This window comes from Mycolicibacter sp. MU0083 (assembly GCF_963378075.1).
GTDB lineage: Bacteria > Actinomycetota > Actinomycetes > Mycobacteriales > Mycobacteriaceae > Mycobacterium > Mycobacterium kokjensenii.
This window is the reverse complement of record NZ_OY726394.1, coordinates 1872871-1897929: the sequence shown is the minus strand read 5'-3', so window position 1 is coordinate 1897929 and position 25059 is coordinate 1872871. Positions and strand designations below refer to the sequence as shown.

The following is a 25059-nucleotide window of genomic DNA, read 5'->3' as shown; positions in this document are numbered from 1 at the left end:
GTAACCCGGCAGCAGGTCGAAAGCCTACCGCACGCGCCGCGGTGTCCCGAATCGGCGTGAGGACACCTTGACGGGTTAGGCTCGCCACGCGAGCCTGCCTTCCCCCCTCGGCAGCGCCACGACCCTCAGGAATCCCCACTGATGCAGCTTTCCCTGTCACAGCACTGTTCGGCGCCCCCGACCCTGCGCGTGTCCCGATGAGCGCCCCGCAGCCCGGACCCGGGCCCGAGAGCACCGACGAAGTCGTCGACGTCGACACCGGTGACACCGTCTTGCTGCTGCAGAAGATGGAGAACCGGCTGATCCGGCACTCTCTGCGCCATCCCGACGTGTTGACCGCCGAGCAGCTGCGCAAACTGCGCTATCTGCTCAACTTCGCCCGCCTCGACGACTTCGAGCCGGGCGCGGCGGGCCCGGGCGGAACCCGCGGGCGCGGGGACGTCTCGGTGGGTGCGGAGCTGGCGCCGTGGCGGGCCAAGGTGGCCGACGCGCTACGCGGCCCACTGCGCGTCGAACGCGACCCGGTGATGGCGTTGACCGCGGCCCGCGACGCCCTGGGCGTGCTGACCGCCGAACAGGACGCCCAGCGTCGGCAGCTGGCCGAGCGCCATGCCAACGACTTCTCCCTGGCCGAACTCGACGCCGAGGTCGGCCACAAGAAACTGGTGACCGTCCTCGGGGGTGGCGGTGGCGCCGGGTTCGTCTACATCGGCGGGATGGAGGCACTGCTGGAGTCCGGGGCGGTGCCGGACTACCTGATCGGCTCGTCGTTCGGGTCGATCCTGAGTTCGGTGGTCAGCCGCACCCTGCCGGTGCCCATCGAGGAATACATCCAGTGGGCCAAAACGGTGTCGTTCCGCGCCATCCTGGGACCCGAGCGCCAACAACGCAAGCACGGCCTCAGCGGCGTGTTCGCGTTGAACTTCGACCAGTTCGCCGATGCGATGTTCCGCCGCGACGACGGCGAGCGCATGCGGATGTCGGATCTGGCGATCCCGTTCGACGCGGTGGTCGCCGGGGTGCGCAAGCAGCCCTTCGCCGCGCTGCCGTCGCGCTACCGCAACCAGCGCCTAGCCGGCCTGCAGTTGCGGTCCTTCTCCTACCTGCCGATCGGTCTGGGCCCGCAACTGGCGACCCGGCTGTGGCAGACCGCCGCGTTCATCGATCCGCGGATGGTGACCCCGATCGTCATCGGCGGCGACAACCCCGACCGCGACGTCAACGTCGTCGACGCGGCGTCGTTCTCCTCAGCGATCCCCGGTGTGCTGCACCACGAGACCAAGGACCCGGCCATGGAGCCGATGTTCGACGCCTTGTTGGCCGACAACGACGTCGGCGCGCTGGTGGACGGCGGCGCAGCCAGCAACGTGCCGCTGGAGCTGGCGTGGAAACGTATCCGGGCGGGCCGGCTGGGCACCCGCAACGCCTGCTACCTCGCCTTCGACTGCTTTCACCCGCAGTGGGATCCCAAACACCTGTGGCTGGTGCCGATCACCCAGGCCATCCAGTTGCAGATGGTGCGCAACGCGCCCTATGCCGATCACCTGGTGCGGTTCTCCCCGACCCTGTCGCCGGTCAACCTGGCCCCGTCGGCGGCCACCATCGACCGGGCCTGCACCTGGGGACGCAACAGCGTCGGGCATGCGATCCCGGTGGTCTCCGCACTGCTGCAACCCGTCTGGTGGGAGGGCACCGAGCCGGCGACGGTGGCTCCCAAAGCCGTCGAGGTCACCGGGTCCGAGCACCCGCACGCGGCATCGATGGATGCGGTGATGGCGTCGGTCCCGCCGCCGCGTACCCGCTGGGAGCGGTGGCGCCGGCAGAGCACCGCCTGAGGCGGCGCTACACGGTCAGCAGCCGGTACAGCCCGATCAGTCCGACCACCAGGATCACCGCACGCAGCGCATTCGGCGACAACCGGCGCCCGTAATGGCCACCCAGGTATCCTCCGATCAGCGAACCTACAGCGATCAATCCGGCTGCGGCCCAACTGATCCGGTCGAAGGCGGTTCCGATATAGGCCAGCGCGGCGACCACGTTGACCAGCAGCACCAGTAGCACTTTGGCGGCGTTCATCCGCTGCATCGATTCCGGCAGCAGCACACCCATCACACCGATCAGCAGAATGCCTTGCGCTGCAGAGAAATACCCGCCGTAGACCGCGACACCGAAGGTGCCCAGGCTCAATGCGACCATCCGGCCTCGGCTCAGGCCCGTCATCGATCGCCCGGACTCCTCGGCGCGGCGCTGGGCGATGGCCTGAATCTTGGGCCCCACCACCACCAACACCAGCGCCCCCACCAGCAGCGCCGGCACCACCCGGTTGAAGACGCTCTCGGGCAGGTGCAGCAACAGGTAGGCGCCCAGCATCGCGCCCAGGACCGAGCCGGGAATCTGCCAGCGCAGCCGCTCCCACTGGCCGCGCAGCTCACGCCGATAGGCCCAGGTCCCCGAGATTCCCCCGGCCACCAGGCCGATCGCGTTGGAGATGGTCGCGGTCAGCGGCGCAAAGCCCAACGTCACCAGGGTCGGAAAGGTGATCAGCGTGCCCGAGCCGACCAGGGAGTTGATCGCGCCCGCCCCCACCCCGGCCAGAACGATCAACACCATCTGTGAAACCGGCATTTGCAGCACCCTACGCTGGTACTGCAAACGATCAGGACAGCTGAGTTGAAGGGTTGGTGCGATGGTCGGCATTTCGGGAAGGCTGCTCGTCGGTGCCGCCGGTGCGGCGCTGGTGGCTCTGGGGACGGCTCCGGCGGCCCAGGCCGACCCCGAGGTGCCGTCGGGTCCGTACACCTTCACCGCCGAGCACGGGCCGTCGCAGCGGACCTCGACCTGGACGTTCACCCCATGCGGGCCGACCTGCGTCACCGTCGACGGGGAGCGCTGGCTGCAGAACGCGGAGTTTCATCTCAACGGCGACCGCTGGGAGTACAGCGGCCGCGGCTCGATGGACTGCCCGGTCGATCACACCCCGCTGCCGGTGTCCAAGACCGCCAGCTTCGACGCGGCGACCCTGACCGGTCAATGGACCACGGCCACGTTGGAGCAGTGCGGGCGCGGGCCGGCCGGCGGTGTGGTCGGCCAGTGGGATTTCCGGTTGACCAAGGCCGGCTGATCTCGGCCGCGGGCCGGCGCCTCAGCGCTTGGGGCCGCGCTTCTCACGCATACGCACGTTGATCCGGATCGGGCTGCCCTCGAATCCGAACGTCTCACGCAGCCGGCGCTCCAGGAAACGCCGATAGCCGGCCTCCAGGAAACCCGTGGTGAACAACACGAAAGTCGGTGGCCGCGACGCGGCCTGGGTGGCGAACAGGATGCGCGGTATGCGCCCGCCGCGCGCCGGCGGCGGGGTCGCCGAGACGACTTCCTTGAGCCAGGTGTTGAGCTGGCCGGTGGAGATCCGCCGGTCCCACGACGCCAGGGAGGTCTCCAGTGCGGGCACCAGCTTCTGCACGGCCCGACCGGTCTTGGCCGAGATGTTGACCCGGGGGGCCCACGCGATCCGGTGCAGATCGCGGTCGATCTCCTTGTCCAACAGGTAACGCCGGTCTTCGTCGACCAGGTCCCACTTGTTGAAGGCCAGCACCAGGGCGCGGCCCGCCTCGATGACCATCGCCAACACCCGCTGGTCCTGTTCGGTCAGCGGCTGCGACGAATCCACCAGGATGATCACCACTTCGGCGGCGTCGATGGCCCCGTGGGTGCGCACCGAGGCGTAGAACTCGTGTCCGCTGGCCTGCCCGACCTTGCGGCGCAGCCCGGCGGTGTCGACGAACCGCCAGACCTTGCCGTCCATTTCGATCAGCGAGTCGACCGGGTCGACGGTGGTGCCGGCGACGTCGTGCACCACCGAGCGCTCGTCGCCGGAGAGCCGGTTAAGCAGCGAACTCTTGCCGACGTTGGGCTTTCCGACCAACGCGACGCGACGCGGACCGCCTCCGCCGCCGGCGATTTCGGCCACCTCGGGAAGTTTCGCGATCACCTCGTCGAGCAGGTCGGCCACGCCGCGGCCGTGCAGTGCACTGACGATGTGGGGCTCGCCCAGGCCCAGCGACCACAATGCCGCCGCGTCGGCTTCGGCGCGCTCACTGTCGACCTTGTTGGCGGCCAGGAACACCGGCTTACCGGAGCGGCGCAGAATCCGTGCCGCGGCTTCGTCGCCGGCAGTGGCGCCCACCACCGCGTCCACCACCAGGATGATCGCGTCGGCGGTGCGCATCGCCACCGCGGCCTGCTCGGCCACCAGTTGCTGCAGTCCCTTGGCGTCGGGTTCCCAACCGCCGGTGTCCTGCACCACGAATCGGCGTCCGGTCCACAGCGCGTCGTAGGACACCCGGTCGCGGGTGACGCCGGGCAGGTCCTGCACGACGGCTTCGCGGCGGCCCAGGATCCGGTTGACCAGAGTGGATTTGCCGACATTGGGACGGCCGACGACGGCGACGACCGGCGGCGGGCCGGCGTCTTCGACGAGGTCGTCGAATCCGCCTTCCTCGCCGATCTCCCAGTCGCTTTCGTCGTACCAGGTTCCGTCACTCATCGGATCGCCCCGCAATGCTGTTCGACCAGGTTCCGCAGGTGGTCGATCACCTGCTCCTGGTTCATGTCTCCGGTGTCCACGATCACCGCGTCGTCGGCGGGCCGCAGCGGCGACACCGCCCGCGTGGAATCCAACTCGTCGCGGCGTAGCACGTCGGCCAGCACGCCGGCGTAGTCGTCACGCTGCCCGGCCGCGATGTTCTGCTCGTTGCGCCGCTGGGCGCGGACCTCGGGCGAGGCCGTCAGGAAGATCTTCACGTCGGCGTCGGGCAGCACCACCGTGCCGATGTCGCGGCCTTCCACCACCACACCGCCGCTGCCGGCGGCCGTTTGCTGCAGGGCCACCAGTCGGGAGCGGACCGCGGCCACCGCCGCCACCGCCGAGACCGCGCCGGTCACCTCGTCGCCGCGGATCTCCCGCGAAACATCTTCTCCGCCAAGGAACGCACGGTCACCGTCGGGACCGGACTCCACCGACAACTCGACGCCGTCGGCTACCGCGGCGATTCCGTCGGCGTCATCGAGGGCCACCCCGGCGCGCAGCACCGCCAGCGTGACCACCCGGTACATCGCGCCGGTGTCCAGGTAGCGCGACCCCAGCCGCGACGCCAATCCCCTGGCGACCGTGGACTTTCCGGTTCCGGCCGGACCGTCGATCGCGACGACGGCCGCGCTGCCCGCGCTCACAACCCGACTGCCTTGTAGAGTTCCCCGATCTCCTTGCGGGTCAACGCCCGAATGCTGCCGACCCGCTGCTCGCCCAGGGCCACCGTGCCGATGTCGGTACGGACCAGCTCCTGCACCGGGAAGCCGACCGAGGCCAGCATCCGCCGCACGATCCGCTTACGCCCCTCGTGCAGCGTCACCCGCACCAGCGATCTGCCGGGGACGGCGTCGACGACGGCGAAATCGTCGGCCTTGGCCGGACCGTCGTCGAGTTGGACACCCTCGCGCAGCTTCTTGCCCAACCCGCGCGGGACGGCCCCGAGCACGGTGGCGACATAGGTCTTGGGGATCTTGTACGACGGATGCATCAGCCGGTGCGCCAACTCGCCGTCGTTGGTCAGCAGCATCAGTCCCTCGGTGTCGGCGTCGAGTCGGCCCACGTGAAACAGCTTGGCGTCACCGCGAACCCGATGTTCGACGTAGTCGCCGATACACGGCCGCCCGAGTTCGTCGGACATCGTCGAATGCACACCGCGGGGCTTGTTCAGCGCCAGATAGACCCGGGACTCGTCGACGGTGACCCGCGCCCCGTCGACGCGGATCACCGCGGTGTCGGGGTCCACCCGGGTGCCCAATTCGGTCACCACCCGGCCGTCCACCTCGACGCGGCCGTCGCGGATCATCCGCTCGGCGACCCGGCGCGAGGCCACGCCGGCCTGCGACAGCACCTTCTGCAGGCGCACGCCGTCCTGTTCTTCGTCCGGCCACGCCATCAGAGGTGATCCACATCGAAGGCCAGCGGCTGATCGGCCGCCGGTGCGCCACCGAGTTTCATGAAACGCGGTTCACTGTCAAGGGATTCACTCAAATCGTCGATCACGTCCACATCCGGGAGCAGCGGGGCAATGTCGGGAAGATCGGCCAGTGACGACAGTCCGAGCCGCTCCAAGAACAGCTCGGTGGTGGCGAACGTCACCGCACCGGTGTCGGGATCGGCGCCCGCCTCGGTGATCAGTCCGCGCGCCACCAGGGTTCGGATGACGGCGTCGACGTTGACGCCGCGCACCGCGCTGACCCGGGCCCGGGTCACCGGCTGGCGGTAGGCGACCACCGCGAGGGTCTCCAGTGCGGCGCGGGTCAGCTTGGACCGGGCTCCGTCGAGCAGCAGTCGCTCCACATAGGGCGCGAACCGGGCTCGGGTGTAGAGCCGCCAGCCGCCGCCGGCCTCGCGCAGGTCGATTCCGCTGTCGCGGGCGGCGAACTCCTCGGCCATCGTCCGCAGTTTCGCGGTGATCCGGTACACCGGTTGGTCGGTGGCCGCGGCGAGCGCGTCGACGGTCACCGGGGTGTCCACCACCAGCAGCAGCGCCTCGAGCACCGCCCCCAGTTCGGAGTCCTCGAGTTCGGGGGCCACGGCGACGTCGATACCGAGGTTGGAGCCCGACGGGCCGGGTTCCGCCGTCGTGTCGGGATCGGTCGCCGCGGTGTCCTCCGGTGCCTCCTGCGGCACCTCGGGGTCGGGCGTTGGGTCAGTCATCACTTCGTCTCGCACTACTCGGCCAATTCTGCTTTCGCCAGGTCTTCATTGGTGGGGCGTTCCCCCGTCCACGACACCTGGAGCACACCAAGTGGTTCTGACTGCTCAAATGCTACCGCCCGGGCTCGATACAGTTCGAGCAGCGCCAGGAAGCGTCCGACGATCTCGATCGGCACGGTGCAGTCGGCCACCAGTTCGGTGAACGACGCCCACTGGCCGGTTCCGCGGGCCTCCAGCAGGCGCAGCACCACACCGGCCTGCTCGGGCACCGACACCATCACCCGATGCAGGTGCTCGGTACCCACCGTCGGTACCGGGCGCGGGGTGAACGCCGCGGCCGCGATCTGGGCGAACGAATCGGCGTCGACGCCCAGCATCACCTCGGGCAACAGGTTGGCGTAACCGTCTTCGAGCGCCACCGCGCGCGGATAGCTGCGCAGTGCGGCGGCTTCCAGTTCGGCGAACATCTGCGCGACGTGCTTGAACGCCCGGTACTGCAGCAGCCGCGCGAACAGCAGGTCGCGGACCTCCAGCAACGCCAGGTCCTCTTCGTCGTCGACCTGTCCGGCGGGCAACAGCCGCGCCGCCTTGAGGTCGAGCAGGGTGGCGGCGATCACCAGGAAGGCCGTCGTCTCCTCGAGTTCCAGCTGCGAGCCGACGTCGCGGGTGTAGGCGATGAAGTCATCGGTGACCTGGTGCAGCGCCACTTCGGTGACATCGAGGCGATGGGCGAAGATCAGCTGCAGCAGCAGGTCGAACGGCCCCTCGAAGTTGGTCAGCCGGACCTGGAAGCCGTGCGTGTCGGCGGGCGCCTCTGCCGTCGCGTCGGCGGGCGCGTCGGCCGTCTCGGTGTCGACGTTCACGCGCCGAAGCGGTCGATGACTTCGCGGGCCAACGCACGGTAGGCCTGTGCGCCCCCGGACTTGGGGGCCCAGGTGGTGATCGGCTCGCCGGCCACCGTGGTCTCCGGGAACCGCACCGTGCGGGTGATCACGGTGTCGAACACCAGATCGCCGAAACGCTCCACCACCCGCGACATCACCTCGCGGGAGTTGACCGTGCGCGGGTCGTACCGGGTCAGCAGGATGCCGCTGATCGCCAGCTTGGGGTTGAGCCGGTCGCGGACCTTCTCGACGGTGTCGGTCAGCAACGCCAGTCCGCGCAGCGAGAAGTATTCACACTCGGTGGGGATCAGCACTCCGTCGGCGCAGGCCAGACCGTTGACGGTGAGCAGGCCCAGCGACGGCTGGCAGTCGATCAGCAGGTAGTCGTAGCGGTCCAGCACCGGCCGCAGCGCCCGCGACAACGAGTGCTCGCGCCCCACCTCGTTGACCAACTGGATCTCGGCGGCGGACAGGTCGATGTTGGAGGGCACCAGGTCGAGGTTCTCCACCGCGGTGTGCACCAGCACGTCGTCGATGTCGACGCGCGGCTCGACCAGCAGGTTGTGCACGGTGTGCGCCAGCTCGTAGTGCGGCACACCCAGCCCGGCGGACAGCGCACCCTGCGGGTCGAGGTCCACCAGCAGTACCTTGCGGCCGTATTCGGCCAGTGCGGCACCGAGATTGATGGTCGACGTCGTCTTGCCGACGCCGCCCTTCTGGTTGCACATCGCGATGACCTTGGCCGGACCGTGCGTCGAACGGGGCTGCGGCTCGGGGATGTTCCGCGGCGGACGCCCGGTCAAGCCGACACTGGGGTTCTCGTCTTTCATGGCCGATCCGGCGCTGTGGTGGCGGACATCCGCTGAAGTCTAGTAGGTGACCGGGCTCGGTATTGCCCTGTATTGACCACATGACCAGTGATAGTCGGCGCAAAGCGCCATAAACTCGCACCCATGGATCTGAAAAAACGTCTTCCGTTCCTGCGGTGGTCGTTTCTGCGAATCGCGACGGGGGCTCGCAACATCGTCACAACCGGCCAGATCGGCGATGGTCGCGAGGCTGCGGCGGTCGAGTATGTGCTGGCCAACGCCCGTCCCGGTGACGTCGACGACGTTCTGGCCCGCATCGACGAATTCGCCTACGAGAAGTCGCTGCTGATCAATATCGGTGATGAGAAAGGCCTGTTGCTCGACGCCGCGGTGCGTCGCGTCGACCCGGCGCTGGCGCTCGAATTGGGCACCTACTGCGGATACAGCGCACTGCGGATCGCCCGCGCCGCCCCGGCCGCCCGGATCTATTCGATCGAGCTGGCCGAGGCCAACGCCGCCAATGCGCGGCAGATCTGGGAGCACGCCGGGGTGGCCGACCGGATCACCTGCGTGGTGGGCACCATCGGTGACGGCGGGCGCACCCTGGACGCCCTGACCGCCCGGCACGGTTTCGGCGCCGGCGCGCTGGACTTCTTGTTCATCGATCACGACAAGGACGCCTACCTGCCGGATCTGCACGCCATCCTGGATCGGGGCTGGCTGCATCCGGGTTCGGTGGTGGTGGCCGACAACGTCAAGTTGCCCGGAGCACCGCGGTACCGCGAGTACATGCAGGCCCAGCAGGGGGCGCGCTGGGACACCGTCGAACACAAGACCCACGTCGAGTACCAGAGCCTGTTGCACGATCTGGTGCTGGAGTCGACCTATCTGGGCAGTTAGCGAGCCTCGACGGAGGAGAGCCGAAACTGGACCGCCGTATCAACCGAGCGGTTGATGTGCTGCGCGAGCGTGCGCAGAATGCCGGCTTTCGCGGCGTGTCGCCGGACAGACACGCACGCTCGCGACAAGGTGGCCCCGTGGTTAACGGGCGCGGGGGTGGGCCCCGGCCCACACCTCGCGCAGCGCGTTGACGGTGACCAACGTATAGATCTGCGTGGTGGTCACCGAGGCGTGGCCGAGCAACTCCTGCACCACCCGCACGTCGGCGCCGCCGTCGAGCAGATGGGTGGCGAACGAGTGCCGCAGCGTGTGCGGGGACACCTTCGAGGTGATCCCGGCCCGCTCCGCCGCGTCCTGCAACACCTGCCAGGCGCTCTGCCGCGACAGCCGCCCACCGCGCGCATTGAGGAACACCGCCGCGGTCCCACGGCCGCGGCCGCTGAGTTCCGGACGACCCCGCACCAGGTAGGCGTCCAACGCCGCTACCGCCGGTCGGCCCACCGGCACCAGGCGCTGCTTGCCGCCCTTACCGCGCAGCAGCACCGAGCGGTCGGTGACGTCGATGTCGTCGATGTCCAGGCCGACAGCTTCGGAGATCCGGGATCCGGTGGAGTACAACAGTTCCAGCAGCGCACGGTTGCGCAATGTCAGCGGCCCGTCCGAGGCGCTGTCGCCGCCGGCCCCGGCCAGCAGCGCCGTCACCTCGTCGACGGTCAGGCTCTTGGGCAGTCGCCGCCCCGGTGTCGGCGGCTTGACCGCCCGCGCCACATCCACCGGCACCAGTCCCTCGGCGACGGCGAACCGGTGCAGGCCGCGCACCGCGATCAGCGCGCGCCCCGCCGAGACCGCCGACAACTCGGGGATCCCGTTGTCGGGGTCGCCGCGCCGCAGCGCCACCAGGAAGTCGGTGACATCGTGTTCACCGACCGCGGCCAGGTCTTCGATGCCGCGTGCCGACAGGTGCTCCTGGTAGCGACGGAGGTCGCGCCGGTAGGAGCTCAACGTATTGGCGGCGACCCCGCGCTCGATGGTCAGGTGGTCCAGATACCCCTGCAACTGCCCGGCCAGCGGGCCCACCGGCCGGGTCGCGGTGGTCATGGCCGGTTCTGCCTTGCCGCGAACGCGGTCGGCCGGTCCACCCACTCGGCGTCCAGATCGCGCAGGTCGGCAAAGCCCTGAGCGTGGGTGTAGGCGGCCAGAATGCCTGCTACCGCAATGGCATTGACGATCTCGCCGCGAAACACCATCCGGGCCGCCTCGGCGATCGGATACCAGGCCAGGGTGAGGTCGGCTTCCTCGTCGTGGGCTTCGGGACGCTCCACCTCGGTCAGCCCGGTGGCCAGATACACCCGCACCGACTCGTCGGAGAAGCCCGGCGTGGAGTCCAGGTCGACCAGCACCCGCCAGGTGCTCGCCGTCAGCCCAGCCTCCTCGACCAGTTCGCGTCCGGCGGTCAGGTGGGCCGGTTCGCCCCCGACGTCGAGCAGGCCGGCCGGCAGTTCCCACAGTCGCCGTCCCAGCGCGTGCCGGTACTGGTAGATCAGCGGGATCCGGCCGTCGGCGTCCATCGCGACCACGCCGACCGCCCCGAAGTGCTCCACCACGTCCCGGGTCGCCGTCGCCCCGCCGGGCATCAAGACCTCGTCGCGGCGCAGCGCAAAAATCTTGCCGCTGTGCAGCAGCTGCGATGATGTGGTCTCGAAGACGTGGTCAGCCACGGGTGACGTGTTCCGGCAGCGCTTCTTGCAGTGGGTCGGTCAACGGCTGAGCACTTCCGCCCCGCGCCTCGGTGCTCGGGGCGTCGTGGTGCTGCTCGGGGATCTCCACCGGCAGACGCTCGGCGGCCTTGTAGTCCATCACGGCGCCCACGAAGGCCGCGAACAGCGGATGCGCCCGGGTGGGCCGGCTCTTCAGTTCCGGATGCGCCTGGGTGCCCACCAGGAACGGGTGCACCTCGCGTGGGTATTCGACGAATTCGACCAGCTTGCCGTCCGGGGAGGTGCCGGAGAACCGCAGCCCGCTCTCGGCGATCTTGTCGCGGTAGGCGTTGTTGACCTCGAAACGGTGCCGGTGCCGTTCGGACACCTCGGTCGCCTGGTAGGCCTCGGCCACGATCGAATCCGCCTCGAGCACAGCCGGATAGGCACCCAACCGCATGGTGCCACCGAGGTCGGCGGTCCCGGCGACCGCATCCTGCTGGTCGGCCATGGTCGCGATGACCGGGGCCGGGGTGTCGGGGTCGAACTCCGCCGAGCTGGCGTCGGTGATCCCGGCGGTCCGGGCCGCGTCGATGACGATGCACTGCAGGCCCAGGCACAGGCCCAGCACCGGCAGTCCGTGCGTGCGGGCGTAGGAGATAGCGCCGATCTTGCCCTCGATGCCCCGGATGCCGAAGCCGCCCGGGATCAGCACCCCGTGCATATCGCCGAGTGCGGCCGCCGCTCCGGCCGGGGTCTCGCACTCATCGGAGGCGACCCAGTTGATCTCGACCTTCGCGTAGTGCGCGAAGCCGCCGGCCCGCAGCGCCTCGGTCACCGACAGGTAGGCGTCGGACAGGTCGATGTACTTGCCCACCAATGCGATTCGAACGGTCTCGTGGGGTTCGTGGACGCGACGCAGCAGTTCGTCCCACTCGGTCCAGTCGACGTCCTTGAACGGCAGGTTCAGCCTGCGCACCACGTAGGCGTCCAGTTCCTCGCGGTGCAGCACCTTGGGAATGTCGTAGATCGACGGCGCGTCGGGAGTGGAGATCACCCCGTCGACGTCGACGTCGCACATCAGCGCGATTTTGTTCTTCAGCGCCTCGGGCACCTCGCGGTCGCAGCGCAGGATCAGCGCGTCGGGGGTGATGCCGATGCTGCGCAGCGCGGCGACCGAGTGCTGGGTGGGCTTGGTCTTGAGCTCGCCCGACGGGGCCAGGTACGGCACCAGCGACACGTGCAGGAAGAACACGTTGTCGCGGCCGACGTCGTGGCGTACCTGCCGGGCCGCTTCCAGGAACGGCTGGGACTCGATGTCGCCGACCGTGCCGCCGATCTCGGTGATGACGACGTCGGGGCGCCGGCCGTCGGCATCGGGTTCGGACATCGACAGGATGCGCCGCTTGATCTCGTCGGTGATGTGCGGGATCACCTGCACGGTGTCGCCGAGGTATTCGCCGCGGCGTTCCTTGGCGATGACGGTCGAATACACCTGCCCGGTGGTGACGTTCGCCGAACCGGACAGGTCGCGGTCCAGGAAACGCTCGTAGTGGCCGACGTCGAGGTCGGTCTCGGCGCCGTCCTCGGTGACGAACACCTCGCCGTGCTGGAACGGGTTCATGGTTCCGGGATCGACGTTGAGGTAGGGGTCCAGCTTTTGCATGGTGACCTGAATGCCTCGGGCAATCAGCAACTGGCCCAAGCTACTTGCGGTCAAACCCTTACCCAGCGAGGACGCAACTCCGCCCGTGACGAAGAGATGCTTCGGCTCGGTTTGCGGATGCTTTCGCAGTGGTGGCAACACCAACCTCCGTGACGGCGCAGGAACTGAGGGCCTGCCGACCCACGGAATCTCACCCTAACATCGACCGGGCGACTCGGCTCCAGACACGCCCGGACCGGCCTGTGGCGGCGGCCTCACCGGTCGCCGCTAATGCGCCACCGTGACCGATGCGGCGCCGTGGCCGATGCCGTACTGGCCGGGCTGCCCGCCGTTGATCAGGCTGCTCAGCGCCATGACGGTGGTGATCCGCCCCGATTCGATATCCACGTCGTCGACCGTGCTGACGGCGCCGGCCACCGCGGGATCGGTGCGGGCCATCGCCACGGCGGCGGTACCCGAGGCCGACCCGTCCCGGCCGGCCAGCACCGTTCCCGCGCCGTGCGGGGCCAGCGCCGCGGCGAACCGGGCGACGCTCAGCCCTCCGGCGCCGGCGTCCTCGGGCAGCGCTCCCCCGGTGACCACCACCGCCGCGTTGGCCGCGGCGAGACGCGGCTGCGGGTAGGTGATGAACCCGGTGTCGCGCAGCGCGGCCAGCACGGTGTCGCGTTGGGTGTCGTCGACCGGTGCGGCCGGCGGCTCGGAACGGCGGGGGTTGGTCAGCAGCGCGATCCCCAGCAGGTCACCGGTCTGCGCGTCCTGATCGACCAGGGTGGTGCTCAGTTGGGCGCCGGCCGGAACGATCCCTGATTCCAGGACCGCCCGCAGTTTCTCCTCGGCGTTGCCCTCGACGAACTGGGCGGTCAGGCTCACCGTTCCGGTGACCGCTCCCCCGGCCTGGCCGATGATCCGCGATACCGCGTCGACGTCGTCGTCGGAGGCGTCCGGGGCGCGGAAGATCACCACCGATTTCCCGTTCAGTGCGTCGTGCACGATGCGCGGCGCCATCTGGGCGTCGAAATCGTTTGCGCTGTCGAGGCGTTGGCTCGACACTTCCTGCTGCTGCTTCAGCGCGTCGATCTGATCCCGCAGGTCCTGTTTGTCGGTCTGCAGGCCCGCCATCAACGGACCCGAGAGCAGCCCGGAACCCATCACGACGCCGAACACCAGCGCCAACAGCACGGCGGTCAGCGACATCGCATGATATCGGGGGGTGATCATCGCGGTGCCGGCCTCGATCCTTGTCCGTCGAACCCGGTTATGTCACCCAGTGCCGCAGCCACTGCGACAGGTGGTGCCAGTAGTTGCCGAGCCACTCCAACACCACCGCGTCGGTCCGCGACACCCACAGTGCGACGACGATCGCCATCAGCATGGTCAGCACCAGCAGGGCGATCGCGCCCGCCGAGATCCGGTTGCGGTACAGGGTGGCCACCGCGCGGGCGTCCACCAGCTTCTGACCGACCTTGAGCCGGGTCATGAACATCGACGGATTGCTCAACTGCCGCGTCCGGTCGAAGAAGGTCTCGATGTTGGCGGTGTGCCCGGCGGTCACCAGCAGGGCCGCACCGTGGTGGTCGGCCAGCAGCAGCGCCAGGTCCATCGCCGAACCGGCGGCCGGGAACGTCATGGCACCCACACCCAGATCCTGGATGCGCTCCAGGCCGGGGGCGTGGCCGTCGGCGTCGGCCGGCAGCACCACCTGTGAACCGCAGCGCAGCACCTCGGCGCTCATCTGGTCGGGGTCGCCGACGATCAGCTGCGGACGGTAGCCCGCCTTGCGCAGCACGTCGGCGCCGCCGCCGACGCCGACCAGCACCGGCTGGTACTCCTTGATGAACGGCTTGAGGCACTTCAGGTCGTCGGCGGCGGTGGGCTCGTCGCCGACCAGGACCACGTGGCGGCGGCGCAGGTCGACGTCGATCTCGGGGATGCCGATGCCGTCGATCAGCAGCGGGCTCTCACTGCGGATGAACTCGATGGTGTTGCCGGCGAAGGATTCCAGGTGGGCCACCAGCCCGCTCTTGGCCTCGATCATCAGGTCGGCGATCTCGATGTCGCTGCGCTCCATGCCGCGCGCCAGGCGGCGATCCCCGGAGTAGACGCCGCCCTGGTACAGCCGGACCTTGGCGCCGTCGCGGATCTTCTTGAACACCGTCGGGCCGGCTTCGTCGATCAGCACGATCCCGTTGGCGACGAGCACCTCCGGCCCCAGGTTGGGGTAGCGCCCGGAGATCGACGCCGAGGCGTTGACGACGCCGGCGATCTGCGCCTCCACCAACGCGTCGGCGGTGATCCGGTCCAGATCGAGAATGTCGAGGACCACGATGTCGCCGGGGCCCACCCGACGCAGCAGTCGGTCGATGTCGTGGTCGACCCGGGCCGTGCCGACGAGGCCAGGCCGTGCGGTGTTACGAGACAGCAGCGCAGACATCTTCATGGGCGCGATTCTGGCCGGGAATGCCCAGAAAAGCCGGGAGGCGCGCCGTAACACCTGCCCCAGAAGTTCAATCCAGTCACATCAGTAACAGCTAATCGGGGGTGGCTGCGGTGCCCCGATCCTCTTGAGCGGCATCGAGCAATTCGCGCGCGTGGGCCCTGGCCGTGTCGGTCTCGCCGAGCCCGGCCAGCATCCGGGCCAGCTCCCCGACCCGGTCGTCGGGCTCTAAGCGCCGCACTGCGCTCGCGCCGTTGCGCCCGGTGGGTTCCACCATCAGGTGCACGTCGGCGTAGGCCGCCACCTGGGGCAGGTGCGTCACCACGATCACCTGGTGGGTACGGGCCAGCCGGGCCAACCGCCGTCCGATCTGCACCGCGGCACGCCCCCCGACCCCGGCGTCGACCTCGTCGAAGACCATCGTGGTGCCGGCCGAATTGCGCGCCGCCGCCGACCGCGACGACGTGGCCAGCACCACCTCCAGGGCCAGCATCACCCGGGACAACTCACCGCCCGAGGCACTCTTGGCCAGCGGCAGCACCGTCATCCCGCGATGCGGGGCCAAGCCGAACTCGACGTCGTCGATACCGTCGGGCCCGGCGTGCACGCACTGCCCGGACGGCAACCGCAGCGCCGCCGGGTCGCCGTCGGCCGCCGTGCCGGTCGACACCGCGATGCTGAACTCGGCGTCGGCCATCGCCAGCCCGGACAGTTCGGCGCTGACCGCTTTGGCCAGTCCGCGGGCGGCCTTGGTCCGTGCCGCGCTGAGGTCGGTGGCGGTCTTGGCCACCTGCTCGGCCAGCTCGTCGACCCGGCGGGCCAAGCCGGTCAGGGCCTCCTCGGAGACGTCGAGCTGCGTCAGGCGCTCCCGCGATTCGGCTGCCCACGCCAGCACCCCGTCGATGTCGGCGGCGTATTTGCGGGTCAGGGTGCGCAGTTCGGCCTGCCGGGCCAGTTTGGCGTCGAGGGCGTCGGCGCCGGTGGGCAGATCGTCGAGGTAACCGCCGAGTTCGCGGGCCACATCGCCGACGACGGTGAGTGCGTCGCCGAGTTGTGCGCCCAGGGCCTGCAGCGCGGAGTCGTCGGTGCCGGCCAGCGCCGACTTCGCCTGCCCCAGCCGGTCGGTGGCCGAGCTGGGCCCACCGGCGGCGTCGAGGGCGTCGGCCTCTTCCCCCAAGCCGCCGGCCAGTGCCGCACGTGCCGCGGCGGCCGCGGCGCGTAGGGCGTCGAGTTCGGAGAGCCGACGGATGTCGGTGGTCAGGGCGTCGTCTTCGCCGGGCTGCGGGTCGACCGCGTCGATCTCACGCAACGCGAAGGTGAGCCGGTCGGCCTCCAGCGCCAGATCCCGGGCCCGGTCGCGGCGTTCGACGAGTTCCCGGCGCGCCGACTGCCAGGCCTCGCGGGCGGCGCGGTAACGCTCCAATCGGGTGCCGACGTCGGCGTAGCGATCCAATGCGCCGCGCTGTTCCTCGGGCCGCATCAACCGCAGCTGGTCGTTCTGGCCGTGCAGTGTCAGCAGGCTGCCGGTGAAGCCGGTCAACGATTTGGCGGGCACCCCGCGACCGCCCAGGTAGGCCCGCGACGGGCCGTCCTTGCTGACCGAGCGGGCCGCGATCACGGTGCCGTCCTCGTCGCGTTCGGCACCGGCGGACTCCAGCAGTTCGTCGATCTGCGCGGCCGCGGTCTGGGCCAGATCTGCGGTGCAGAACCGGCCCTCCACCACCGCCCGGGCCGATCCCGAGCGCACCCGGTTGGGATCGGCGCGGGCCCCGCCCAGCAGATGCAGTCCGGTGACGACCATGGTCTTGCCGGTGCCGGTCTCACCGGTCAGCACCGTCAGGCCACGGTCGAATTCGGCGGTGGCCGCACTGATCGCGCCCAGGGACTCGATACGGATCTCGGTCAGCACCGGCCGGCGTCCCTACTGTCCGCGCCAGCCGGTGACCGGCAGCCGGAACTTGCGGACCAATCGGTCGGTGAACGGCGAGCGGCCCAGCCGCGCCCATTTCACCGGGGCGACACCGCGTTGCACCTCGAGACGTCCGCCCGCGGGGACCAGCATCTTGCGGCGGCCGTCGCAGAACACCAGTGCGTCGTGGCCGTCGCTTTCCACCTCGATGGCGATCGCGGAGTTCGGACTGGTCACCATGGGACGGGCGAACAGGGCGTGGGCGTTGTTGGGCACCACCAGGATCGCGTCCAGGTCCGGCCAGAGCACCGGGCCGCCGGCGGAGAACGCGTAGGCGGTGGAACCGGTCGGAGTCGACACCAGCACTCCGTCACAGCCGAACGTCGACACCGGCCGCCCGTCCACCTCGACGACGACGCCCAGCACCCCCAGTTGCGGGCCCTTCTCCATGCTGGCCTCGTTGAGCGCCCATCCGCTGTCGACGACCTGCCCGTCGACGCGCACCACCACGTCCAGCGTCATCCGGTCCTCGACCCGGTAGTCGCGGGCGATGATCTTGTCCAGCACCTGGTCGATGGTGTCGGCCTCGGCCTCCGCCAGGAATCCGATCCGGCCCAGATTGACGCCCAGCACCGGAATGCCGGCGCTGCGGGCCAATTCCGCGGCCCGCAGGAATGTCCCGTCGCCGCCGAGCACCAACACCAACTCGCAGCCCTGGGCGGCCCCGCTGTCGGGGTCGGCCCGGTCGGTCTCGCCACCGGGTTCGCCGCGGTCACCGGATTCCAGGTGCAGCGAGCCCTTGTCGACGGCCTCGGAGGTCAGCATGCGTAACGCGATGCCGTGTTCGGCCAGAACCTTCTCCACCCGGCGGGCGGTGTCGGTGGCTTCTTCACGGCCACTGTGCGCGACCAGCAACACGGTGCGCTGTCGTTCTCCGGTGTTCATTGTGGGCCCCTCGCAACGGCTTCGTGGACGGCCGCGGTCAACGCATCGCCGGTCAGTGGCTCGGCAGCGGCGCGCAGATGCAGAAAGTATTCGACGTTGCCGGACGGTCCCGGCAACGGGCTGGCGGTCACGGCGACGGTGCCCCAGCCCAACTCGTGGGCGCGGTGGGCCACCGCGAGCACCGCCTCGGCGCGCAACGCCGGATCCGAGACCACCCCGCCGGCACCGACTTGTCGGCGTCCGACCTCGAACTGCGGTTTCACCATCGGAACGATATCGGCGTCCGGTGCCGCGCAACCGGCCAGCGCCGGCAGCACGGTGGCCAGCGAGATGAACGACAGGTCGGCGACGATCAACTGCGCGGGCGCACCGACCATCTCCGGGGTCAGGCTGCGGACGTTGGTGCGTTCGATCACCACCACCCGCTCATCGGTGCGCAACGACCACGCGATCTGGCCGTAGCCGACGTCCACCGCGACCACCCGGGCGGCACCCCGGTCGAGCAGCACCTCGGTGAATCCGCCGGTCGAGGCGCCGGCGTCCAGGCAGTGCCGGCCGGCGACGCCGATTCCGAAGGCGTCCAGGGCCCCGATCAGCTTGTGCGCCCCGCGGGACACCCAGGTACGTTCGCCGTCGTCGGCCACCGCCAGTGCGGCGGTGATCGCCACCGCGGTGGCGGGTTTGACCGCCGGAATACCGTCGATGGTGACCTTGCCGGCCGCGATCAATTCAGCGGCCTGTTGCCGAGACCGGGCCAATCCGCGTCGCACCAGTTCGGCATCGACGCGAGCACGCCGCGACATGCCAGTTTCAGCCCTTCTCCACCGACTCCAGCGCCCGCACCAACACCTGGTGGGCTTCTTCGAGCCGCTGCGCCAAGGCGTTGAGATCGGTGTGCGCCGGAAGTTCGGCCAGTTCGGCTTCCCCGGGCAGCTCGGCCAGCACCGCGGCGACGCGGGCCCGGACGTCCTCAATCTCAGTGTTCATGGGTGCCACTCACGCTAGTCGATACCGATTACGGCCACGTTCCCAGCAGCGACCACTGCTGTAGCGCGGCCTCGGCGGTGTCGTCGCCGGCGGCGACGGTGAAGGCCTGTCCGACCAGTTCCGCATCGGCTACCGCGCAGGCCAGTGCTCGCACCACCGACAGGCCGTCGCCGTCTTCGTCTTCGGCCTCCGCCGAGCTGACGGTGACGGTCGTGCCGTCCACTTCGACGTTCCAGAACGGCTGCGGGCCAACCGCCAGCGTGCCGGCGTCGACGTTGAGCGCCCGCAGGTCGTGGCCGATATAGGTGGGCCGTTGCTCGGGCACCGCCCCGACCGCGTCGCGTGCGGAGTTCACCCCGGTGAGCACCATCAGGCTGGGCAGCGCCGCGGCGTTGGCGGCGGCGATGTCGGTGTCGAGCCGGTCACCGACCACCAGCGGCGCGTAGAACTCGCCGCGTGCCAATGCGGCGGTCAGCAGCGCCGGTCCGGGTTTACCCGCCACCTGCGGCTCGGCGTCGGTCGCGGCCCGCAGTGCGGCGACCATCGATCCGTTGCCGGGCAGCAGGCCGCGTTCCGACGGCAGCGTCTTGTCGACGTTGGTGGTCATCCACACCGCGCCGGACCGGATCGCCAGGGCCGCCTCGGCCAGGTCCGCCCAGGTCAGTTCGGTGAACAGGCCCTGTATGACCGCGGCCGGCTCGTCGGCGGCCAGCCTGACCGGTTCCAGCCCGGCACCGGTGATCTCCGCAGCCAGCGACTCCGACCCCAGCACCAGCACCCGCGCACCGGCGGACAACTGCTCTGCCAGCAGTGCTGCGGCGATCTGGCCGCTGGTGACCACGTCGTCGGCGGTGGCGGTGAAGCCCAACCCGGTCAAGTGTTCGGCCACCTGCGCGGCGTCGCGCGAGGAGTTGTTGGTGATGAACAGCGCCCGGCTCTCCAGCTCGGCGAGGGTCTCCACCGCGCCGACGGTCGGTTCGCCACCGCGGAACACCGTGCCGTCCAGATCCAGCAACGCGCAGTCGTATTCCTCGGCAAGGGTCGCGGTGCCGCCGAGTTCGGCGATACGGTCTTCGACGTCGGTGACGCCTTCGGTGTCGGCGGCGGCCGCCTTCAGGAACCACTCCAGGGCTTCCTCGCTGCGTCCCAGGGCCACCAGCGTCTCGCCGTGCGCGTAGTGCAGTCGTGCCACCGTCGAGCCGGTGCGTTCCGGGTCGGTCTGCGCGGCCGAGAGCACCGTGAGGGCCTGTTCGAGCTGTCCCAGGTCGGCGCGGGCGCCGGCGGCGACGATCCGCATCTCATCGGCCTCGTCGCCCTCGAGTTCCTCGGCTTCCGGGCCGGTGGCCAATTCGATGGCCCGCTGCGGCCTGCCCAGACCGCGTTCGCAGTCGGCGATCAGCGGCAGCAGCGCCGATTTGCTGCCCATCCGGCGGGCCGCCCGCAGTTCCCCGGCCGCCTGTGACCAGTCGCCGCACTGATAGGCCGCGATCCCGACCGCTTCGCGTACCGCGGTGATCCGCGTCGAACGCGCCCGGGCCGCTTTGGCGTGCAGCAGTGCCTGCTGCGGGTCCTCGTCGAGCAGCATTCCGGCGGCCACCAGATGACAGGCCACCGCGTCCGCGGTCACGCGGTTGAGCGTGCTCAGTTCGCGGCGCACTTCGGGAGCCAACTGCTTGGGTTCGATACCCTCGGGCAGCGGCGGGTCGTCGTAGCGCGTCCCGGATGCTTCGCCGGCCGGTCGCGACGGACGCGACGCAGCGTCGCGGTCCCGCGGGGGACGTGATCCACCGTTGTAGTCCCGCGGGGGCCGCGAACCGCTGTTGTAGTCGCGCCCGGGACGGGAGCCACCGTCGCGGTCTCGCGGGGGACGTGAACCGTCGCGGTCGCGGGGTGTCCAGTTGCCGTCGCGGTCCCGAGGAGGCCGGGACCCGTCGCGGTCGCGGGGCGGACGTGAACCGTCGCGGTCGCGAGGGGTCCAGGAGCCGTCGCGGTCGCGGGGTGGACGCGAGCCATCGCGGTCGCGAGGAGTCCAGGAGCCGTCGCGGTCGCGCGGTGGTCGCGAGCCGTCCCGGTCGCGGGGAGTCCACGACCCGTCCCGGTCCCGCGGCGGTCGCGAACCACCGTCGTCGCGACGTGCGTGCGGACGACGGTCGCGATCCGGCCCGGAGTCCCTCGGTCCACGGCGCTGGTCGCCGGTGGGCGTACGGCGTTGGTCGCCGGATCCCCGTCGTTGTTGCGGGCCACGATGGCCGCCTGCGTCTTCACCTCGCGGTTGACGCCGCTCACCATCTGCTCTGTTGTCGGCCACTGAAACCTTCCGTCCTAATACCTCGTGTAAGGATACGGCCCGCCGGCAATACTCCGGCGAGTGCATCGATGCACGACATAGCGGCTCTGAACCGTATTCCGCTATCCGGGCGGAAATCGATATTTGTGTTGGGGGAATGGGAAACGCCCCCCGACGGTGTCGGGGGGCGTTTCTTTAAATTGTGTTCGGCGGTGTCCTACTTTTCCACCCGTGTGGGCAGTATCATCGGCGCTGACAGGCTTAGCTTCCGGGTTCGGGATGGGACCGGGCGTTTCCCTGTCGCTATTTCCGCCGTAACTCTATTTTTTTGTGGTGGTGGGCCGGCCACACGCGGGTGGTGTGGTGGTGGGCCTACCGGGTCACCAAGTGTGTTTGGTGGCGGGGTGTGGCTTGTTTTTTGTGGTGTGTGGTTGCGGGCAACACATGTTGTTTCTTTGTGTTGTAAGTTTTCGGCCGGTTAGTGCCAGTTCCCTGCACACCTTGCGGTGCTTCCAGGTCTGGTCTATCGATCCCGTGGTCTGCGGGGGGCCTTATCCCTCTAAAAGGGTGAGAATCCTGGTCTTGGAGTGGGTTTCCCGCTTAGATGCTTTCAGCGGTTATCCTGTCCGAACGTAGCCATCCAGCCGTGCTCCTGGTGGAACAACTGGTACACCAGAGGTTCGTCCGTCCCGGTCCTCTCGTACTAGGGACAGGTTTCCTCAAGATTCTGACGCGCGCGGCGGATAGAGACCGAACTGTCTCACGACGTTCTAAACCCAGCTCGCGTGCCGCTTTAATGGGCGAACAGCCCAACCCTTGGGACCTGCTCCAGCCCCAGGATGCGACGAGCCGACATCGAGGTGCCAAACCATCCCGTCGATATGGACTCTTGGGGAAGATCAGCCTGTTATCCCCGGGGTACCTTTTATCCGTTGAGCGACACCCCTTCCACTCGGGGGTGCCGGATCACTAGTCCCGACTTTCGTCCCTGTTCGACGTGTCAGTCTTACAGTCAAGCTCCCTTGTGCACTTACACTCAACACCTGATTGCCGTCCAGGTTGAGGGAACCTTTGGGCGCCTCCGTTACATTTTAGGAGGCAACCGCCCCAGTTAAACTACCCACCAGGCACTGTCCCTGAACCAGCTTCATGGTTCGAAGTTAGAGGTCCAATACGATCAGAGTGGTATTTCAACAACGACTCCACCCACACTGGCGTGCGGGTTTCACAGTCTCCCACCTATCCTACACAAACCGCATCGAACATCAATACCAAGCTATAGTGAAGGTCCCGGGGTCTTTTCGTCCTGCCGCGCGTAACGAGCATCTTTACTCGTAATGCAATTTCGCCGAGTCTATGGTTGAGACAGTTGAGAAGTCGTTACGCCATTCGTGCAGGTCGGAACTTACCCGACAAGGAATTTCGCTACCTTAGGATGGTTATAGTTACCACCGCCGTTTACTGGGGCTTAAATTCTCAGCTTCACCCCGAAGGGTTAACCGGTCCTCTTAACCTTCCAGCACCGGGCAGGCGTCAGTCCGTATACATCGTCTTGCGACTTCGCACGGACCTGTGTTTTTAGTAAACAGTCGCTTCTCACTGGTTTCTGCGACCCCCTCCCGCTGCCGGCCGCGAAGGCCATGACGGTATGAGGGTCCCCCTTCTCCCGAAGTTACGGGGGTATTTTGCCGAGTTCCTTAACCATAGTTCACTCGTACGCCTTGGTATTCTCTACCTGACCACCTGTGTTGGTTTGGGGTACGGGCCGTGTGTGTGCTCGCTAGAGGCTTTTCTCGGCAGCATAGGATCACCGAATTCGCCGCAATCGGCTATGCATCACCTCTCGGAATATATGCCAGACGGATTTGCCTATCTGACTTCCTACGGGCTTGCCCCAGTATTACCACTGACTGGTACGGCTACCTTCCTGCGTCACCCCATCGCTTGACTACTACCCACCCGGGTCCCACGCAGCCGGCAGAAGCTCTCACCCGAAGGATCAAGTCATCCACCATTTGGGTGGTTAGCAGAATGGATTCATCAGGGACGCCCACACACGGGTACGGGAATATCAACCCGTTGTCCATCGACTACGCCTGTCGGCCTCGCCTTAGGTCCCGACTCACCCTGGGAGGACTGGCCTGGCCCAGGAACCCTTGGTCTTTCGGCGGGCAAGGTTCTCACTTGCCTCATCGCTACTCATGCCTGCATTCTCACTCCCACACCCTCCACCACTAGATCACTCTGTGGCTTCACCGGATGCAGGACGCTCCCCTACCCAATACTTACGTATTGCCGCGGCTTCGGCGGTGTGCTTGAGCCCCGCTACATTATCGGCGCACAATCACTTGACCAGTGAGCTATTACGCACTCTTTCAAGGGTGGCTGCTTCTAAGCCAACCTCCTGGTTGTCTAAGCGACTGCACATCCTTTTCCACTTAGCACACGCTTTGGGGCCTTAGCCGGCGATCTGGGCTGTTTCCCTCTCGACGCACGGAGCTTATCCCCCGCCGTCTCACTGCCACGCTTACACTCACCGGCATTCGGAGTTTGGCTGACGTCAGTAACCTAGTAGGGCCCATCGGCCATCCAGTAGCTCTACCTCCAGTGAGAAACACGCAACGCTGCACCTAAATGCATTTCGGGGAGAACCAGCTATCACGGAGTTTGATTGGCCTTTCACCCCTACCCACAACTCATCCCCTCAGTCTTCAACCTAAGTGGGTTCGGGCCTCCACGCGGTCTTACCCGCGCTTCACCCTGGCCATGGGTAGATCACTCCGCTTCGGGTCCACAACACGCCACTACACCAGCTCCTACGAACTGGATACGCCCTATTCAGACTCGCTTTCGCTACGGCTACCCCACACGGGTTAACCTCGCGACGTGCCGGTGACTCGCAGGCTCATTCTTCAAAAGGCACGCCATCACCCCACCACAAGGGAGGGCTCTGACGGATTGTAGGCACATGGTTTCAGGTACTATTTCACTCCCCTCCCGGGGTACTTTTCACCATTCCCTCACGGTACTAATCCGCTATCGGTCATCGAGTAGTATTCAGGCTTACCGGGTGGTCCCGGCAGATTCACAGCAGATTCCACGGGCCCGCTGCTACTCGGGAAACATCACAAGGCAGGTGTCGGATTTTCACGTACCGGGCTCTCACCGTCTACGGCAGACCATCCCAGGCCACTTCCGCTAACCACAACACTTTCTCACTGCCCTCCGGTCGAGTAGAACCAGAAGCAACGCTCCCACAACCCCGCACACACAACCCCTACCCGGTATCACATGCATACGGTTTAGCCATCCTCCGCTTTCGCTCGCCACTACTCACGGAATCACATTTTGTTTTCTCTTCCTACGGGTACTGAGATGTTTCACTTCCCCGCGTTACCTCCCCACCGGCTATACATTCACCGGTTGGTGACACGACATCACTCGTGCCGGGTTTCCCCATTCGGACATCCTCGGATCCACGCTCGGTTGGCAGCTCCCCGAGGCATATCGCAGCCTCCAACGTCCTTCATCGGCTCTCGATGCCAAGGCATCCACCATGCGCCCTTAAACACTTACAAATCACAAAAACCAAGAAACAAAAATTGCAAAACAAACAAGAAAACTTGCTTGTTAGATGCTCGCAACCACTATCCACAAAACAAACACCACACCCCACCACCAAGATGGAGCGACAACACACCCACCCCCACAAGGGAGCGACTACAGGCCTGTTGCCTCAGGACCCAACAGTGTGCCCAGCCAAAGCCGGCCACCAGAAACCCCGAAGGACCCCTGG

The 25059-nt window shown here is 67.7% G+C and carries 21 protein-coding genes, 2 rRNA genes and 1 pseudogene; 4 read left to right on the top strand and 20 right to left on the bottom strand.

Translation table 11 applies throughout. The annotated features are described in order from the left end of the window. Positions 1-197: 197 nt before the first annotated feature. Positions 198-1835, top strand: a complete 1638-nt coding sequence (locus RCP38_RS08730) for a patatin-like phospholipase family protein (RefSeq protein WP_308476771.1) — start codon at positions 198-200, stop codon at positions 1833-1835. Between the two features lie 7 nt (positions 1836-1842). Here the strand turns inward: RCP38_RS08730 and RCP38_RS08725 are convergent, their stop codons facing one another. After that, a complete protein-coding gene (locus tag RCP38_RS08725) occupies positions 1843-2625 on the bottom strand; it encodes a sulfite exporter TauE/SafE family protein (RefSeq protein ID WP_308476769.1) in 783 nt (260 codons plus the stop codon). 61 nt (positions 2626-2686) lie between these two features. Here RCP38_RS08725 and RCP38_RS08720 point away from each other — a divergent pair, with 61 nt between their 5' ends. Then, positions 2687-3121, top strand: a complete 435-nt coding sequence (locus tag RCP38_RS08720) for a hypothetical protein (RefSeq protein ID WP_308476767.1) — start codon at positions 2687-2689, stop codon at positions 3119-3121. A gap of 21 nt (positions 3122-3142) precedes the next feature. Here RCP38_RS08720 and der read toward each other — a convergent pair whose 3' ends face one another. The 6 genes from der to RCP38_RS08690 are packed head-to-tail and all read right to left on the bottom strand — an operon-like array spanning position 3143 to position 8459. Next, entirely contained in the window at positions 3143-4543 is a 1401-nt protein-coding gene (gene der / locus RCP38_RS08715; protein WP_308476765.1) for a ribosome biogenesis GTPase Der, read from the bottom strand. Continuing rightward, complete coding sequence (gene cmk, locus RCP38_RS08710) at positions 4540-5229, bottom strand: (d)CMP kinase (RefSeq protein WP_308476763.1); 690 nt, start codon at positions 5227-5229, stop codon at positions 4540-4542. Before cmk ends, der begins: the two co-directional genes overlap by 4 nt. Beyond that, complete coding sequence (locus RCP38_RS08705) at positions 5226-5981, bottom strand: pseudouridine synthase (protein ID WP_308476761.1); 756 nt, start codon at positions 5979-5981, stop codon at positions 5226-5228. Before RCP38_RS08705 ends, cmk begins: the two co-directional genes overlap by 4 nt. Beyond that, on the bottom strand, positions 5981-6745 hold the full coding sequence (gene scpB, locus RCP38_RS08700) for an SMC-Scp complex subunit ScpB (protein WP_308476759.1): 765 nt from the start codon (positions 6743-6745) through the stop codon (positions 5981-5983). Before scpB ends, RCP38_RS08705 begins: the two co-directional genes overlap by 1 nt. Positions 6746-6759: 14 nt before the next feature. Beyond that, on the bottom strand, positions 6760-7608 hold the full coding sequence (locus tag RCP38_RS08695; RefSeq protein ID WP_373692472.1) for a segregation/condensation protein A: 849 nt from the start codon (positions 7606-7608) through the stop codon (positions 6760-6762). Next, on the bottom strand, positions 7605-8459 hold the full coding sequence (locus tag RCP38_RS08690; protein ID WP_308476757.1) for a ParA family protein: 855 nt from the start codon (positions 8457-8459) through the stop codon (positions 7605-7607). The genes RCP38_RS08695 and RCP38_RS08690 overlap by 4 nt, the downstream gene beginning before the upstream one ends. Before the next feature lie 123 nt (positions 8460-8582). Here RCP38_RS08690 and RCP38_RS08685 point away from each other — a divergent pair, with 123 nt between their 5' ends. Further along, on the top strand, positions 8583-9338 hold the full coding sequence (locus RCP38_RS08685) for an O-methyltransferase (RefSeq protein WP_308476755.1): 756 nt from the start codon (positions 8583-8585) through the stop codon (positions 9336-9338). Between the two features lie 141 nt (positions 9339-9479). Here RCP38_RS08685 and xerD read toward each other — a convergent pair whose 3' ends face one another. From xerD to RCP38_RS08630, 11 genes and pseudogenes are all read right to left on the bottom strand, one after another. Then, positions 9480-10415, bottom strand: a complete 936-nt coding sequence (xerD, locus tag RCP38_RS08680; protein ID WP_308477133.1) for a site-specific tyrosine recombinase XerD — start codon at positions 10413-10415, stop codon at positions 9480-9482. A gap of 17 nt (positions 10416-10432) precedes the next feature. Continuing rightward, on the bottom strand, positions 10433-11056 hold the full coding sequence (locus RCP38_RS08675; protein ID WP_308476753.1) for an NUDIX domain-containing protein: 624 nt from the start codon (positions 11054-11056) through the stop codon (positions 10433-10435). Next, positions 11049-12830 (bottom strand): CTP synthase, encoded by a 1782-nt coding sequence (locus RCP38_RS08670; protein WP_308477132.1) that lies wholly within the window; start codon positions 12828-12830, stop codon positions 11049-11051. Before RCP38_RS08670 ends, RCP38_RS08675 begins: the two co-directional genes overlap by 8 nt. A gap of 138 nt (positions 12831-12968) precedes the next feature. Next, the gene (locus tag RCP38_RS08665) at positions 12969-13919 is read right to left on the bottom strand and encodes a copper transporter (RefSeq protein ID WP_308476751.1); all 951 of its coding nucleotides are present in this window, start codon (positions 13917-13919) and stop codon (positions 12969-12971) included. A 37-nt stretch (positions 13920-13956) separates the two neighbouring features. Continuing rightward, positions 13957-15138 carry a putative cytokinetic ring protein SteA gene (steA, locus tag RCP38_RS08660; protein ID WP_308476749.1) on the bottom strand — a complete coding sequence of 394 codons (1182 nt, stop codon included), beginning with the start codon at positions 15136-15138 and terminating at the stop codon, positions 13957-13959. Between the two features lie 91 nt (positions 15139-15229). Then, positions 15230-17044: a DNA repair protein RecN gene (gene recN / locus RCP38_RS08655; RefSeq protein WP_308476747.1), complete on the bottom strand. Its 1815-nt coding sequence runs from the start codon at positions 17042-17044 to the stop codon at positions 15230-15232. 12 nt (positions 17045-17056) lie between these two features. Then, positions 17057-17989: an NAD kinase gene (locus RCP38_RS08650; protein ID WP_308476745.1), complete on the bottom strand. Its 933-nt coding sequence runs from the start codon at positions 17987-17989 to the stop codon at positions 17057-17059. Then, positions 17986-18792 carry a TlyA family RNA methyltransferase gene (locus RCP38_RS08645; RefSeq protein ID WP_308476743.1) on the bottom strand — a complete coding sequence of 269 codons (807 nt, stop codon included), beginning with the start codon at positions 18790-18792 and terminating at the stop codon, positions 17986-17988. Before RCP38_RS08645 ends, RCP38_RS08650 begins: the two co-directional genes overlap by 4 nt. Positions 18793-18799: 7 nt before the next feature. After that, positions 18800-18976: a hypothetical protein gene (locus RCP38_RS08640; protein WP_308476741.1), complete on the bottom strand. Its 177-nt coding sequence runs from the start codon at positions 18974-18976 to the stop codon at positions 18800-18802. A gap of 28 nt (positions 18977-19004) precedes the next feature. Beyond that, on the bottom strand, positions 19005-19991 hold the full coding sequence (locus RCP38_RS08635) for an HAD-IIA family hydrolase (RefSeq protein WP_308477131.1): 987 nt from the start codon (positions 19989-19991) through the stop codon (positions 19005-19007). A gap of 36 nt (positions 19992-20027) precedes the next feature. Beyond that, positions 20028-20744 (bottom strand): annotated as a pseudogene (locus RCP38_RS08630) (tetratricopeptide repeat protein); the annotation flags it as partial. A 369-nt stretch (positions 20745-21113) separates the two neighbouring features. On the opposite strand from RCP38_RS08630, the gene RCP38_RS08625 reads away from it, so the two are divergent. Beyond that, a complete protein-coding gene (locus tag RCP38_RS08625) occupies positions 21114-21287 on the top strand; it encodes a hypothetical protein (RefSeq protein WP_308477469.1) in 174 nt (57 codons plus the stop codon). A 180-nt stretch (positions 21288-21467) separates the two neighbouring features. Here RCP38_RS08625 and rrf read toward each other — a convergent pair. Continuing rightward, a 5S ribosomal RNA gene (gene rrf, locus RCP38_RS08620) occupies positions 21468-21580 on the bottom strand. A gap of 141 nt (positions 21581-21721) precedes the next feature. Continuing rightward, positions 21722-24841 (bottom strand): 23S ribosomal RNA (locus RCP38_RS08615). Positions 24842-25059: the final 218 nt, after the last annotated feature.

Excerpts from the sequence above, each read along its gene's own strand:
- RCP38_RS08730 (WP_308476771.1), top strand. The coding sequence starts at position 198 with ATGAGCGCCCCGCAGCCCGGACCCGGGCCCGAGAGCACCGACGAAGTC.
- RCP38_RS08725 (WP_308476769.1), bottom strand. The coding sequence starts at position 2,625 with ATGCCGGTTTCACAGATGGTGTTGATCGTTCTGGCCGGGGTGGGGGCG.
- RCP38_RS08720 (WP_308476767.1), top strand. The coding sequence starts at position 2,687 with ATGGTCGGCATTTCGGGAAGGCTGCTCGTCGGTGCCGCCGGTGCGGCG.
- der (WP_308476765.1), bottom strand. The coding sequence starts at position 4,543 with ATGAGTGACGGAACCTGGTACGACGAAAGCGACTGGGAGATCGGCGAG.
- RCP38_RS08705 (WP_308476761.1), bottom strand. The coding sequence starts at position 5,981 with ATGGCGTGGCCGGACGAAGAACAGGACGGCGTGCGCCTGCAGAAGGTG.
- scpB (WP_308476759.1), bottom strand. The coding sequence starts at position 6,745 with ATGACTGACCCAACGCCCGACCCCGAGGTGCCGCAGGAGGCACCGGAG.
- RCP38_RS08690 (WP_308476757.1), bottom strand. The coding sequence starts at position 8,459 with ATGAAAGACGAGAACCCCAGTGTCGGCTTGACCGGGCGTCCGCCGCGG.
- RCP38_RS08685 (WP_308476755.1), top strand. The coding sequence starts at position 8,583 with ATGGATCTGAAAAAACGTCTTCCGTTCCTGCGGTGGTCGTTTCTGCGA.
- RCP38_RS08665 (WP_308476751.1), bottom strand. The coding sequence starts at position 13,919 with ATGATCACCCCCCGATATCATGCGATGTCGCTGACCGCCGTGCTGTTG.
- steA (WP_308476749.1), bottom strand. The coding sequence starts at position 15,138 with ATGAAGATGTCTGCGCTGCTGTCTCGTAACACCGCACGGCCTGGCCTC.
- RCP38_RS08650 (WP_308476745.1), bottom strand. The coding sequence starts at position 17,989 with ATGAACACCGGAGAACGACAGCGCACCGTGTTGCTGGTCGCGCACAGT.
- RCP38_RS08645 (WP_308476743.1), bottom strand. The coding sequence starts at position 18,792 with ATGTCGCGGCGTGCTCGCGTCGATGCCGAACTGGTGCGACGCGGATTG.
- RCP38_RS08640 (WP_308476741.1), bottom strand. The coding sequence starts at position 18,976 with ATGAACACTGAGATTGAGGACGTCCGGGCCCGCGTCGCCGCGGTGCTG.